The sequence below is a fragment of the Methanobrevibacter sp. UBA412 genome, from assembly GCA_002495685.1.
Lineage (GTDB): Archaea > Methanobacteriota > Methanobacteria > Methanobacteriales > Methanobacteriaceae > Methanobrevibacter_A > Methanobrevibacter_A acididurans.
In genome coordinates, this window is sequence record DAGJ01000002.1 from 30,335 (window position 1) to 44,184 (window position 13,850).

Below are 13,850 nucleotides of genomic sequence, written 5' to 3' on the forward strand. Positions count from 1 at the left end.
ATTTTTGGATTTAATAAAATTTTTCTGTCAAAAAAATTACTTTTATTTACTTTTATCATAAAAATGTTTTAATACCTTGGGGTATTCTTGTAATAACTTTTCAAAATTAATTTTTAAGAATGATTGATCTTCAGCATTATAAGAATCAAAAAAATTACCAATTTTCAATAAATGAAACTCTTTTAAAAACAAAGAATATTTTACAAAAACTGTAAATATATTATAAATTTTGTCAATATTATATTCATTTTTTAATATTTCTAAATTTTCGTCAATAGTTTTAAGAATTAGATTATATTCTTTTGAAAAAACGTTTGTATTAAACTCTTTATCAATTTTTTTACCAATACTTATTAAAAAATCAGTTTCAGAATATTTTATCCCTTGAATATTGCTTAAAAATCCATAAGGTATTTTGTTCTCCATAAATATTGGAAAAATTAGTGAGTTATTATGTTTATATTTCATAAAAGCCATACCTGCTTCTTGATCACACCATTCAGAATTACTATAATTTTGATTAAGTAATAATAAAAAAATATTACTTTTTTCAATTTCAGAGTATATTCTTTCAAAAAAATTATCAGATACTTCTAAATTAAGCCCAGAAATAAAACAATCCAATCCCAATATTTTAAAAAAATTAGCAATTTTTTCTCCTTCTTCTTTATTTTTATTAGAATAACTTATAAAGATTTTAATTAAATTTAATTCATATTCATCTAATAATTTTTTTATACTACTTCTAATATAATTTTGAATCAAATGAGAATTTACCATATCATTTAACATTTGCAAAAACTGAGTTTCGTTACCCTCAAAAACATTACGTAAAATTTTTTCTAAAGAATCATTCAATACAAAAACTTTTTTTTCATTTACAGTGTAAGTATAACTACCAAATGCATTTATAAATTTGTATTTCTTTAAAAAATTTTCCCAATCAATATCATTGCAATTATCCTGAAATATTAAAGAAATTTGTTTAATGAACTTTTGATTATCCATAATTACACCATAAAAGATTCTTCAAATTTTCTTTTATTTTCTAAATCGATTTGATAATTAATTGAATTAATCTGTTCATCCACATATTTAATATGGTAATCATAAGTTTCAGATTTAAAAGAATTTATTATATCTTTTATTTTGTTTAAAAATATTTTTTTATCAATCAATGGTGAAATTTTATCATTACCTATTGTTTCTATCTTAAATAATGAAATTTTTTTCATGATTTTTATATTTTGATTTAAACTTAAAAATTCCTTTAAAAAATTTAAGAATTCATTATTAAAACAATAAAGTACCACATTCATTATAGCAATAACATAATTTTCATCATTGTAATGTTGTTTAAGAGTTTTATGTAAATAATTTAACATTTTTTCTTTCTGAAATTCATTAGAACAGTCAAATAAAATACATAATGGATGTTCAATAGGAGATAAATAAGATTGTTTACTAATTAACAAATCAACTGATTTATCAATACACATTTCCATATCCGTTAATTCCCAAATAAATGATAAATTAATTCTTGAGGATTTATAATAAAATCTTTCTCCCAAAACAATTTTTTCTAAAAAAGTAATTAAAAATTTTTTATCTTTTTTAATAATCTCTTTTAAATCATTAGAAATATCAAAACTAGAATATTGTTTAATTAAAATACAAAATATGTTTTCTAATAAATCAATATCTTCATTAAAATATTCTCCATAATTTTTGATAAAAAATAAATCAAAAATAGGATATTCCTCAAAAGATTTCTCTTGGAGACTATTTAAAATAATGTCAGTTATATAAGTAATAATATTGGAATGGCTCAATGACTTATTAAATTTAGTTATGTTTTTTTTAAAAATTTTATTGAATTTATAAAATTCATTTAAAGATTTAATTTGATAAGATTTATTAACATTTTTAAAAAAATTAATTAAATTAATCAACATTGAAAAATTTAAATTTTCTTTATTTAAAATTACAAAAAAATTGAATAAAAATTCTGTTTTTAAATCATAATTTGTACAATTTAAAAATTCATAAAATTTTTCAATATCTTCTAATTTATTTTTAATAATACAATTTATTAATTTTTTTATTCCTCTTTCTTGAATATTTATATTTAAATTTTTTTCAATACAAAATTTGGTTAAACTTAATAAATAATTTGGATTTTTTTCAAATAAACATTGAAAAAGTAAACAAACTGTTGAAGGACTAATATTCCCCTCTAACTTATTCAATTTATCAATTTGTAAAAAAATATTTTTTATATCTTTTAAAAGTTTACCTTCAATACTATTTTTAATAAGATTTAATTTTTCATTTTTAATATCTTCATTGGATAAATCAATATTATAATCCGCAGAGTAAATTTTTATAATCTCCATAACTTCTGACTTTAAAAAGTTATCTACATTTGATATTTGAATATTTTTCTTTGAAAAAGTTTCTACATATTTTTTTACTATCAAACAATCATAAAAGTTTTTAGAATCTAATTTTTCTTTAAAAAAATCAATGCACAAGGATTTTTCTTCTTCATATGCCGATAAATTATTTTCTTTACAATTATAAATAGAATTGATATAAATTTCAAAACATTCGAAAAATTCATTTCGATAATTTTCATATAATTTAAAAAGATGTTGAAGAATTTTTTGTCGAATATCCATTAATGAATCTGTTTTATTTAATTGAATAGTATACAAATTCATTTTCAATTTACCTGCATATTCTGATTGAAAATGTTCCCAATTAAAAAATAAAGGTGCTTTTGCTAAAAATATTTTATCTAAAATAAATCTTTTTTCAATATTATAATCATCAGTTCTAATTATAAAGTTTATAAAATTATTTTGAAAGTAATAATCTTCAGTATAATCGAAACGTTTAAATATAAATTTTTCATATAATAAATCAGATATTTCTACCAAAAAAGTGTGATTTTTTAAAACAATATCTAAACTTAAATCAATTGATTTATTAGAAGACTGTTCTAATCTAAATAGTTGGGATAATAATATTAATTCTTTAGTTTGATGAATATTACTCTCATTTGAAGAAAGTTTAATATCTTCAAAGGGTGTTTTATCCATTTTTAAAGAGTCTTTCCATTTTCTTAAAAATATTAATGTTAAATTTTCAAAAAAGTAATAAAAAATTTCAAAAAAAGTTAAATTTTCTTGATTATAAACTTCAGATTTTTTACTTGCAATATCATATAAATCTTGAATTTTTTCATTTAAATAATTAAAACCAAAAGAACGAGACAATTCAACTAATATATCATAAATCCTATTATTATAACCTTTAATAAAAACAGTTACCCACTGTTTAAAAGAAATAATCTTCTTTTCAAAAAAAGTTTCATATAATAAAAAATTCATAAAAGCTTGATCTGAAATTTTAACTATTTCATAATCAAAAATTTCAACTAATTCTAATCTAGATAAATTTAAATATATTTCCCATAATTCATCAAAATTTATTTCAAAATTTTCTTTTAATAAAATTTTAATTGTATTATCATTTTTATTTATTGATTCAAAAAAAGATAATATTCCTAATGCTCTCAAATAATTAAAATTTTCTAAAACAGAAATATCTTTATTAATATTATCAAAATAATTTTTATAAATATGTGAAATATCTAAATTTGAATCTTTTTTACTTAATGAGTCTATTGCCATTATTGCCAAACGAGGATTCCCTTTTGAAAAGTTAACTATCCATTCAATTCCTTGAGGAGTAAGTGCAAAATCTTTTTTAAAAATTATTTCTTCCAATATTAAATAAATAACATCAGAGGATAATTCGTCTAAATTATAAACATTTTCTTTAAACAAATAATTTTGTAATTCTAATCTTAAACTTGTTAAAAAATAATCTCTAGTTGTGATAATGATTTTTATTTCATGACTTTTATCATTTAATAATCCTTGAATTATGTTTTCAAAATTTGTAAAATCTCCATTTAAATCATCAAATATAATGCAATATTTGGAATCTTTATTAATATAACTATTTAATGAATTGATTAAGTCCTTGGATAAAAATTTTACTACAATTATTTGATAATCCTCATTCTTAAGTTTCAAAGCAATTTGTATAGATAATTTTGATTTTCCTACTCCAGATTTACCAGATAATACTAATATACTCTTTTTTTCAAGAAATTTTTTGCTTTGTTTTAAATCTTCTTCTCTACCAAAAAATTTATTGCATAAAGAAGGTTGAACACCTTTTTCACTATTTTTTAAAAAATTATTTAAAGTTGTAATATTAGATGGAATATTTAAATTATGGAAATTACCATTTAATACAGGATAACGAATTGCTAAATTTGCGATTCTTTGAATATTATACAAATCTAAATCAATACAGAGATTATTCAATTTGAAATTGTCATAAATACCCTTTTCTTCACCTTTCTTCAATTTACTATTAAATACTAAGATAATTTTAGAAACATTATCTTTATTCACATTATTGCAGCCTAAACAATGTTGGATATCATTTTGCAATTTATTAAAAAGATTAGTTTGTTGGGTAGTAATTTCACATAACACCAATTTGTCTTCGTCAGATATAAAAATGGTATCGGGACAACCAATAGTAGTTTTAGAATTTCCCACCACAGTTCCAGGTGAACTGTAAAAATTATACCCTTCTAGGTTTAATAATTCATTAACTAATTCTTGAAATGATGCTTGATCCATTTCTTTTAAATTATTCTCAATTTTATCAATTAACATGGAAAACGCTCCAATTTTTTATTTTTTTCTTTAAACATGCATTTTTTCTTGTTTTTAAAAAGTGTAATATACATAAACAAATTTTACATCAGCAATATTTTCGATTCAATAAATCCCTCTGTTTAGTTATTGTTTTTAAAATACAAAAAATTTAAGATAGTAATTATTACTATCTAAAAGTATAACTCTATATTCTTGACTTTTTCTTAGAATAATTTATTTATATTTAATATATTTTCAAGCAATAGTTTAACTATATAAACGGATTAATCTCAAAAGGAGTGTAATTTTATGGATTGTTTAAATATCCTTTTGGGATAGTTTTTATTAGTTATATTTATTTAATCCACTACTAAACTTTTTTTAAACTCCCCAATTTATTATACATTAGAGAGCTATATTATAATTTTATAAAATTTTACAAATTCTTCAAATTTTTTTTGTTTTATTTTTTTAATAAATTACTATGATAAAATTTTTATACAGATTTAATTAGCCAAATTTTCATTTTTTTAAATTCAATGAACAAAAACTTTAATCATTATTATATATTCTCAATTATATAAATTTATTAATTAACCTTATGCAAAAATATAAGGATAAACTTAAAATATGCGTTTTATTAAAGCAAAAAGTTAATAAACAATTTGTCAATGAAAAATGAGTAAAAACCTACAAACTTAAGTGTGAAGTAACCTAAAATTCAAACAATAGAAAAATTAATTTCAAAAATATATTTTATTTAATTATTACATTAAATATTAAATAATAAAAAATTCGTTTTTGATGAGGTTAAATATGAAAGATAATAAAGAATTGGGTTTAAATGAAATTAAATTACAATTTGAAAGAGAAGACGACCGAAAACAAAGTTTAGAGTCTAAAGCTTCTTATATTCTAGGAATTATTTCTTTGATGGCCACTATTATCTTAACTATTGTTGTTGATGTTGTTTTTAAATCTCATTTTTTATTTAATTTTATTTATCATATTATAATTATTGCTTTAATTTGCCTGATTTTATTTTTCATATTTTTTAGTGCATTTTTTTGTATTAAAATACTAAGAATTCAAAACATTTATTATCCTTATAATTCTTTAAAGCCTAATGAATTTAAATGTTATTTTTCTAAAAATGATATTGATTTAAAAGAACATTTATTTGATAGTTACTTATCTAGTACTTTCTTAAATAATTTAAGAAATAATAAAAAAGCCGAGTATATTAATAAAAGTTTTTGTTTTTTGATTTTTGGAATTGTGTTTTTAATAGTTTTAATATTAATAATTTTAATGGTGAGTGTATGGTAAATAAATGTGAATGTTGTAATAAAAGATTTGTAGAAGGCCAATTATTATGGTATTGTAATAATTGTGAGAAGTATTTAGATGATGATTGTGTTGTTAATCATATTGAGCATGATATAATTCCGTTAAAATATGTGAATAATAATTTTGAAGTAGTGATGATGACTCCTTATGGCGGAGGATCAACATCATGTGAATGGTTTTGTTTTCATAAAGATGTATTTTTAAAAGATAAAAAAATTAAGTGCAAACATGTCATAAAAGAATTTTATGAACAAAAACCTATTATTGAAGTTAATTCTATGGAATTATTCTGCTGTGATTGTTTTAATAAAAATTATGAAAATTTAAAAGAACATGACAGATTTGGAGATTTTTATGTATTATTAAATGATAATTCAAGTGTTAGACATTTGAATTATGATGCTTATAAATCAAGACATTTGAATTACTTAATTGATTTTCCTAAAAACTCCAAAAAAGGAGAACATGTCAAAATTAGTTTAATTATTAAAAATTTAGGTAAAACAAATATTAAAAATGTTAATATATCCATAATTGGTTTTTCAAAACATCAAATTACTGAAAATGATACTATTAATTATGAATTAGAAATGAATGATGATAAAAAAATAATTCAAGAAGAAGAGTATATTTCCGAAATTGAATCAAAAAGTAATAAAAAAATAATTTTTGATATTTATATTCCTAAAGATTATGAAATAAAATCTTGGGAATTAATTCCCTGCATAATAGAAAATAATATAAAATCAGAACCATTAGTTGTTTTTAATCCATTAATATTATATTTTACCATGAGCTTTGCAAATGAATTTGGTGTGACTTTTAATGAATATATTGGAAGTAAATGTATTAAATTAAACTAAAAGAAAATTTAAAAAAATTTAATTAAAATTATGGTTATGCCAAGAAAACTAAATTTTTATACAAATTACTGAATATATAATAATCATTAATTTTTTTTATTTAACAAATCCCAAAAGAATTTTTTTTAATAAAATAAAGAGGTGTATTTATGGAAATTGAACCCCTCCTAAGAAAAATGTTTGATGAAGCTTATGAAAAAATTGATAATAATGATTTAGAGGGAGCTATGCAAATTACTGAAGAAATAAAAAATTTGAATAGTGAGTATGGTACAAAAAATGCAATTAGTGGGCTTTTAATAGACATTGGTCAATTAAAAAAAGATGAAGATAAAATTATTGAAGGAATTAGTATAATACAAGACTTAATAAAAAATTATTTAAAAAGATTATCAAATGGTGAAATTGAAAATTTATATTATAATTTAGCAAATGGTTATTCTGCTTTATTTAAAATTAAAGCCTTAAAAAATAGGTATTATAGTTATTATAAAAAAGATACTGAATTAAATCAGGCTATTAAATATTACAAAAAAGCATTAAGTTTTAATTCACCTCATAATCCTAATGAATACATTAATTTAGGTAATAGTTTAGATTATGAGGGTCGTAAAATCGAAGCACTAGATTATTATGAAGAAGCATTGAAATTTAATCTTAATTATGGTTTAGCTTTAATAAATAAAGGTATTGCATTATTTTTTTATTATCGTTTTTCAGAAAAATCGAGTTATTTAAAAGAGTCTTATGATTGTTTTAATAAAGCTTTAGAAGATAAATTATCTATAAATAATATACAGTTAACTCAAGAATATATTAATCATATAAATAACATGACCTCCGATAAAGATTTACTTAAAAAACCTTTTAATCCTAAAAAAATTGAAATTAAAACAAATAACTCTTTTGAAAAGTTTTTAATAAATTTTTGTTTAGAAAATAAATTATATTTAAATACATGTAATTTTTGCCAAAAATGTGAAAATGCAATTGGAGATCCTATATTTATAAATAAAATGATAATTAGTGCAGATAATGAGTTTATTAAATTAGATTCAAAAAATAATTCATTTTTAAGACTTTCATCATATTTAAATCAAATCAAAGAGGATTATATAACTGCTAGATATTTGTTAATACTTTCTAGATACAAAAAATTAGATTTAAGTTTTATAAATAAAAATGTAATTTTAATTGAAACTTTAGAATACAAACCGTATAATATTAAACTTCAACTTTTAATGTTTTCATTAAAAAGTATGTATGATATTTTAGATAAAATTGCTTTTTTCTTAAATGATTACTTAAATTTAGGATTTAAAGAGTATGAAGTAAATTTTAAAAAGATATGGTATAAAAATGGAGATTTTAGGAAAGGTAATGTTAATGAAAATATTGAAAAAATTAAAGATTCTAGTTTAAATGCATTATTCAAACTTAGTGTAGAATTAAATAGTAGTGAACCAAGAAATATTTTTAATCAACTGAGAAATAAGATTACTCATAGATTTTTAGATATTTCATTGATGAATACTGAAAATGAAATAATGACTGAAAAAAAATTAGAAGAATACACTATATCACTATCCAAAATTGTAAGAAGTGCAATAATTTATTTGATTACATTTGTAAATGAGAAAGAAAAAAAGAATGAAATTAAAGATAAAATTCCAACTTTTGAATTAAAAACCCCATAAAAAGTTTAAAAGAACTTAAATATGAAATAAATCTATTTAATTCTTATAAAGTTTACATTATCTTAATAGTTTTAGATAAAAAAATACTTTATTTCATACTTTTTATTGATATTTGAGGGTTTATCAAAAGTCCAAAATTAATAATCGAAACCATCACAAAATGCTTAGATTACAAATTAAAGAAATATTTCATTGAAAAAAAATTATTTATAAAACTTTAAACCATAAAATAGGATTATATAAGCAAAAAATATATTTAAATTTTAATAAAAAAGGGAATGATCTTTTTTATGACACACATTATAAAAGAATTATTAAGAAAATTTAAAGACACTTTAGACTTATCTGAAGAACTTTTAAATTTTAAATTAAATGATGAATTAAAAGATTTTACTAAATATTATTCGGTTAAAGAAGATGGAGAATTTCCAGATCCAAATTATGAAGAATTCTTATATGAACAAAACATTTATTTATAGTTTTGAAGCTAAAACTTCCGAAGTTAATCTCACTCCATTTAATAAAAGGGGAAACATTAAAATATTTTCAATGCATTGGATAAACCAAAAGTTTTTGGTAAAGGTTATAATTATAAAAGTAGAATGTATGATTCTTTATAATTAAATTCTTTTTTTAATTTTAACAACTGTATAAATGTATTAAGACATTCAAAATATTATTATTCAATTTTTTTAACCAATTTAATAAGTTGATTATGTTAAATAACATTTTAAAATTCTAATTCCTCATATTATTCCATTTTTAATTAATTTTAAGGGACTTTTTTTAGATGTTACATTTTTTTAGAAAAATCACTTTTTTTAGTGTTTAAAATGTTACATATATTACTATGAACTTATCATACTATTTATTGAATAGTATATTAATATTAAATAGATTTTAATATTTCATATTTGTTTGTATAAATGTTACATTTTTCTGAAGAGGGTACCCTCTATATGTTAAGAAATAATTATATTTTATATAATGAGGCTTGGCCAAAAATATATTTTTTAATGAAAAAATTTCTTGAATCTGTAATCTAAGCATTTTTTGAAGGTTTTGATTAGAAATTTTGGACTTTTGGCCAACTCTCATAATTTAAAAAAAAATTTTCCATATAAGAGGGGCTCTTATTAAAATTTATGTAACTTTTAAAAAAATATAATATAAAGGCTTTGTTTTAAAATTTAAGGATTTTATGCTTAGCAGGTGTCACTTTTTTTTATGTAACATTTGTGAAAAAAATGTAACATTAAGAAAAAAATGTAACACTTCACATATTTTTTTAAATATTTAATAAAATCTTTAAACCTTATATTATAATCTTAAAATCATTAAATCTAAAAAAATAGATTATCCTTATATAACCTAATTAATTTAAGCAAAAAGCAAATGAAAACTAAAAAAAATAAGAAAAAAATTTTATAATTTATTATTAAAATCATCCACTTCTTTATTTAGATTACTAATATTTTCCTGTAAAACTTGCATATGAAAATCTTTCATAAAACTTGTTTGCTGCTTATTAGCCTTCTCAGGAACACTGAAACTTAAAACTTTCTCTTCTTCATCAAGAATAGTGGTGGTGCTTGAATAAATCATATCACCGGGCCGATACTTTAAAACCTCTACATCACCAATGATTGGTATAGTATAAGTTCTAGTCTTATCCTTTACCTCTTCTAATATTTCACCATATTTAATATGAGGCTTCTCTAATCTAGTATCCACAGTTTTTAAGTAATCTTTTAATAATTTAGTGTTTTGTGTTAAAATCTCAACCATAAAATCCTCCCCTTTTTTTATTTTATTTTTTTTAGTCTTTGAAGTAGTGATGATTTTTAAAATTTAATTTTAAATGCCAACGCCAAGCAGTATTAACAATATTAGTCAAACTACTATTAACAGGCCTCCAACCCAACTTTTCCCTAATCTTACTACTATCAGCTACAAGAATAGAAGGATCACCAGCCCTACGCTCACCAACTTCAACTTCAAACTTAATACCAGTAACACTCATACACTCCTCAATAACCTGCTTCACACTAAAACCAGTACCATGACCCAAGTTAAAAACATCACTACAACCCCCATCTTCAAGGTACTCATAAGCAAGTAAGTGTGCTTGTGCTAAATCCTCAACATGCACATAATCACGGATACAAGTCCCATCAGGTGTTGGGTAATCATCACCAAAAATAGTACAATCACGTTTACCAATAGCAGCATCCAAAATCAAAGGTATCAAGTGAGTTTCAGGATCATGCTCCTCACCAATCTCCTTATCCACATCATCACCAGCAGCATTAAAATAACGTAGAGAAACATAACGTAAATCATACTCCTGTGAACGCTTACTTAACTCCTCCTCAACACGTACCTTAGACTCACCATACGGATTAATAGGATTAAGTGGATGAGACTCCTTAATAGGAATACTTAAAGGTGCACCATAAACCGCCGCAGTAGAAGAAAAAATAAACTTACCAACACCAAATTCCCTCATCACATCTAACAAGTTAACAGTATTCCAATAATTATTCCGCATATACTTATCCGGATGCTTAACAGAATCAGCAACCTCAGTAAACGCTGCAAAATGCATAACCGCACCAATATCATAAGTTTCAAAAATTTCCCTTAACCTATCCTTATCCTCCAAGTCACACTCAACAAAATCCCCCCACTTACAAGCAGCCCTACTACCAGACACAAGATTATCCAACACTAAAGTAGAATAACCCCGACTACTTAATAATTTGTTAACATGAGACCCAATATAACCAAGCCCACCAGTAATTAAAATCATAATAATTCATAATCCCATAAAAATTTTATTACTTAATAGTTTTATTCCTTGTTTTATAAATTATTTCCTATCGAATAAAAATAAAATATTGTTTTTTTTAAATGTAATTTTTATAGTATTCTATTGTTTTATCTAAACCTTCACTTAATAAGATTTCAGGTTCCCAATTTAATTCTTTTTTAGCTAGACTTATATCTGGTCTGCGACGTGTAGGATCATCACTAGGTAAGGAGTGATATTCAATTTCAGATTGGGTATTTATTTTGTTTAAAATTTTTTCTGCTAATTCTAGTATTGTGAATTCTCCAGGATTTCCAATATTTACAGGACCTGTAAAATCATCTGGGGATTTCATCATTTTTATTAATCCTTTTACAGTATCATCTACGAAACAGAAACTACGTGTTTGACTTCCATCACCATAAACTGCTAAGTTTTCACCTTTTAATGCTTGAAGTATGAAATTAGAAACAACTCTTCCATCTAATGGATCCATATTCGGACCATAGGTATTGAATAATCTTGTAACTTTTACTTTAACATTATATTGACGGTTATAATCAAAGCATAATGTTTCAGAGCATCTTTTTCCTTCATCATAGCAGGCTCTTATACCATCAGGGTTAACATTACCTCGGTAGGTTTCTTTTTGCGGATGTTCTAATGGTTCACCATAAACTTCACTAGTACTAGTTTGTAAAATCTTAGCATCTTTAACCTTAGCTAGGTCTAACATGTTTATCATACCAATAACATTAGTTTTTAAGGTATCTACTGGGTCTTTTTGGTAATGTGGAGGACTAGCAGGTGATGCTAAATTATAAATCTCATCAATTGGTTCATTGATTTTTAAGGGTTTTTGAATATCATGATGGATAATGGTGAAGTTTTCCCCTTTTAAACTTGTAAGGTTTTCCATTCTACCTGTGAAAAAGTTATCTACACAAATAACCTTATTACCTTCACTTAATAAGGTTTTACAAAGGTTACTTCCTACAAATCCTGCCCCACCTGTTACTATTACTGTTTTCATTTTTAATCTTTAACTCCTATTTGATAATAAGTAAATCCTTTATCTTTCAAACTATCTTTATTATATTGGTTACGTCCATCAAATATTATTGGATTCTTCATTAAATCTTTAATTTCATCAAAGTCAGGGTTACGGAATTCTTTCCATTCTGTAATAAGAATCATAGCATCAACATCAGTTAATGCTTCATATTTATGATTAACATATAGGACGTTCTTGGTATCTTTTAAGTAAATGTTTTTAGCTTCACTTATTGCCTTAAAATCATAAGCTTTAACTTTAGCTCCACGCTTTGTTAACTCATTAATAACAGTAATACTTGTCGCTTCACGCATATCATCAGTATCAGGTTTAAAAGCTAAACCCCAAATACCAAAGCTTAAACCAGTTAAATCATCACCAAAATGTTTACAAACCTTATCTACAAGTACGTGTTTTTGTTCATGATTTACTTCTTCTACTGCATTTAAAATTTTAGGGTAATAATTAAAATTAGAACTAGTTTTGATTAAAGCTTGAATATCCTTTGGGAAACAACTTCCACCATAACCGCAACCGGGATAAATGAAATTATAACCTATACGATGATCACTACCAATACCACGACGAACATTATTCACATCAGCACCAGTACACTCACAAATATTAGCCATCTCATTCATAAAACTAATCTTAGTCGCCAACATACTATTAGCCACGTATTTGGTCATTTCAGCACTTAAAACATCCATCATTATAAAGTTTTCAGTGTTCCGGATAAATGGTGTGTATAATTCTTTCATAATTTTTAAAGCTTTATCATTTTCTGTGCCTATTATAACACGGTCTGGTCGCATACAATCATTTACTGCTGAACCTTCCTTTAAAAATTCAGGATTAGAAACAATGTTAAATTTAAAATTAACACCACGTTTATTTAATTCTTTTTGAATTATTTCTTTTACCTTAAAACCTGTTCCTACTGGTACTGTTGATTTAGTTACAATAGTACAATCTTTATCCATTAATTCACCAATTTGACTTGCAACAGTAAAAACACTACTTAAATCAGCACTACCATCCTTACTCATAGGAGTTCCAACAGCTATAAAGTAAATATTAGTATTTTTTAGTGCTTCAGTTAAATTTGTAGTGAAAATAATATCTCCATTTTCCTGATTTCTAAGAACCATTTCCTGTAATTGCGGTTCATAAATAGGCATTACACCTTTTTTTAGTTTTTTAAGTTTATCCTCACTACGATTCACACAGTAGACTTTATTTCCCATTTCAGAAAAACAAGTTCCAGTAACAAGTCCAACATATCCTACACCAATAACTGTAATATTCATAAAATTCAAACTCTCTCTA

General features: G+C 23.0%; 10 protein-coding genes. 4 read left to right on the forward strand and 6 right to left on the reverse strand.

Features of this window, described 5'->3' with window-relative positions:
* Window positions 1–42: 42 nt before the first annotated feature.
* A complete protein-coding gene (locus BP997_RS00205; RefSeq protein WP_413828586.1) occupies window positions 43–1,008 on the reverse strand; it encodes a toll/interleukin-1 receptor domain-containing protein in 966 nt (321 codons plus the stop codon).
* 2 nt (window positions 1,009–1,010) lie between these two features.
* Complete coding sequence (locus BP997_RS00210) at window positions 1,011–4,763, reverse strand: hypothetical protein (RefSeq protein WP_413828587.1); 3,753 nt, start codon at window positions 4,761–4,763, stop codon at window positions 1,011–1,013.
* 798 nt (window positions 4,764–5,561) lie between these two features.
* On the opposite strand from BP997_RS00210, the gene BP997_RS00215 reads away from it, so the two are divergent.
* From BP997_RS00215 to BP997_RS00230, 4 genes are all read left to right on the forward strand, one after another.
* Entirely contained in the window at window positions 5,562–6,074 is a 513-nt protein-coding gene (locus BP997_RS00215; protein ID WP_413828588.1) for a hypothetical protein, read from the forward strand.
* The gene (locus BP997_RS00220; RefSeq protein ID WP_413828589.1) at window positions 6,068–6,958 is read left to right on the forward strand and encodes a hypothetical protein; all 891 of its coding nucleotides are present in this window, start codon (window positions 6,068–6,070) and stop codon (window positions 6,956–6,958) included. The genes BP997_RS00215 and BP997_RS00220 overlap by 7 nt, the downstream gene beginning before the upstream one ends.
* A gap of 149 nt (window positions 6,959–7,107) precedes the next feature.
* Window positions 7,108–8,655 carry an LA2681 family HEPN domain-containing protein gene (locus BP997_RS00225; protein ID WP_413828590.1) on the forward strand — a complete coding sequence of 516 codons (1,548 nt, stop codon included), beginning with the start codon at window positions 7,108–7,110 and terminating at the stop codon, window positions 8,653–8,655.
* 290 nt (window positions 8,656–8,945) lie between these two features.
* A complete protein-coding gene (locus BP997_RS00230) occupies window positions 8,946–9,134 on the forward strand; it encodes a hypothetical protein (RefSeq protein ID WP_413828591.1) in 189 nt (62 codons plus the stop codon).
* 946 nt (window positions 9,135–10,080) lie between these two features.
* On the opposite strand, the gene BP997_RS00235 is transcribed toward BP997_RS00230, so the two are convergent.
* From BP997_RS00235 to BP997_RS00250, 4 genes are all read right to left on the reverse strand, one after another.
* A complete protein-coding gene (locus tag BP997_RS00235; protein WP_413828592.1) occupies window positions 10,081–10,443 on the reverse strand; it encodes a hypothetical protein in 363 nt (120 codons plus the stop codon).
* A 31-nt stretch (window positions 10,444–10,474) separates the two neighbouring features.
* Entirely contained in the window at window positions 10,475–11,467 is a 993-nt protein-coding gene (gene galE / locus BP997_RS00240; RefSeq protein ID WP_413828593.1) for a UDP-glucose 4-epimerase GalE, read from the reverse strand.
* Between the two features lie 97 nt (window positions 11,468–11,564).
* Entirely contained in the window at window positions 11,565–12,500 is a 936-nt protein-coding gene (locus tag BP997_RS00245) for a UDP-glucuronic acid decarboxylase family protein (RefSeq protein WP_413828594.1), read from the reverse strand.
* Between the two features lie 2 nt (window positions 12,501–12,502).
* Window positions 12,503–13,831, reverse strand: coding sequence for a UDP-glucose dehydrogenase family protein (locus BP997_RS00250; RefSeq protein WP_413828595.1), 1,329 nt, complete (start codon window positions 13,829–13,831; stop codon window positions 12,503–12,505).
* Between the last annotated feature and the right edge of the window lie 19 nt (window positions 13,832–13,850).

Coding starts and splice junctions, on each gene's coding strand:
- BP997_RS00210 (WP_413828587.1), bottom strand. CDS start 4,763: ATGTTAATTGATAAAATTGAGAATAATTTAAAAGAAATGGATCAAGCA.
- BP997_RS00230 (WP_413828591.1), top strand. CDS start 8,946: ATGACACACATTATAAAAGAATTATTAAGAAAATTTAAAGACACTTTA.
- BP997_RS00245 (WP_413828594.1), bottom strand. CDS start 12,500: ATGAAAACAGTAATAGTAACAGGTGGGGCAGGATTTGTAGGAAGTAAC.
- BP997_RS00225 (WP_413828590.1), top strand. CDS start 7,108: ATGGAAATTGAACCCCTCCTAAGAAAAATGTTTGATGAAGCTTATGAA.
- BP997_RS00250 (WP_413828595.1), bottom strand. CDS start 13,831: ATGAATATTACAGTTATTGGTGTAGGATATGTTGGACTTGTTACTGGA.
- BP997_RS00220 (WP_413828589.1), top strand. CDS start 6,068: ATGGTAAATAAATGTGAATGTTGTAATAAAAGATTTGTAGAAGGCCAA.
- BP997_RS00215 (WP_413828588.1), top strand. CDS start 5,562: ATGAAAGATAATAAAGAATTGGGTTTAAATGAAATTAAATTACAATTT.
- BP997_RS00235 (WP_413828592.1), bottom strand. CDS start 10,443: ATGGTTGAGATTTTAACACAAAACACTAAATTATTAAAAGATTACTTA.
- galE (WP_413828593.1), bottom strand. CDS start 11,467: ATGATTTTAATTACTGGTGGGCTTGGTTATATTGGGTCTCATGTTAAC.
- BP997_RS00205 (WP_413828586.1), bottom strand. CDS start 1,008: ATGGATAATCAAAAGTTCATTAAACAAATTTCTTTAATATTTCAGGAT.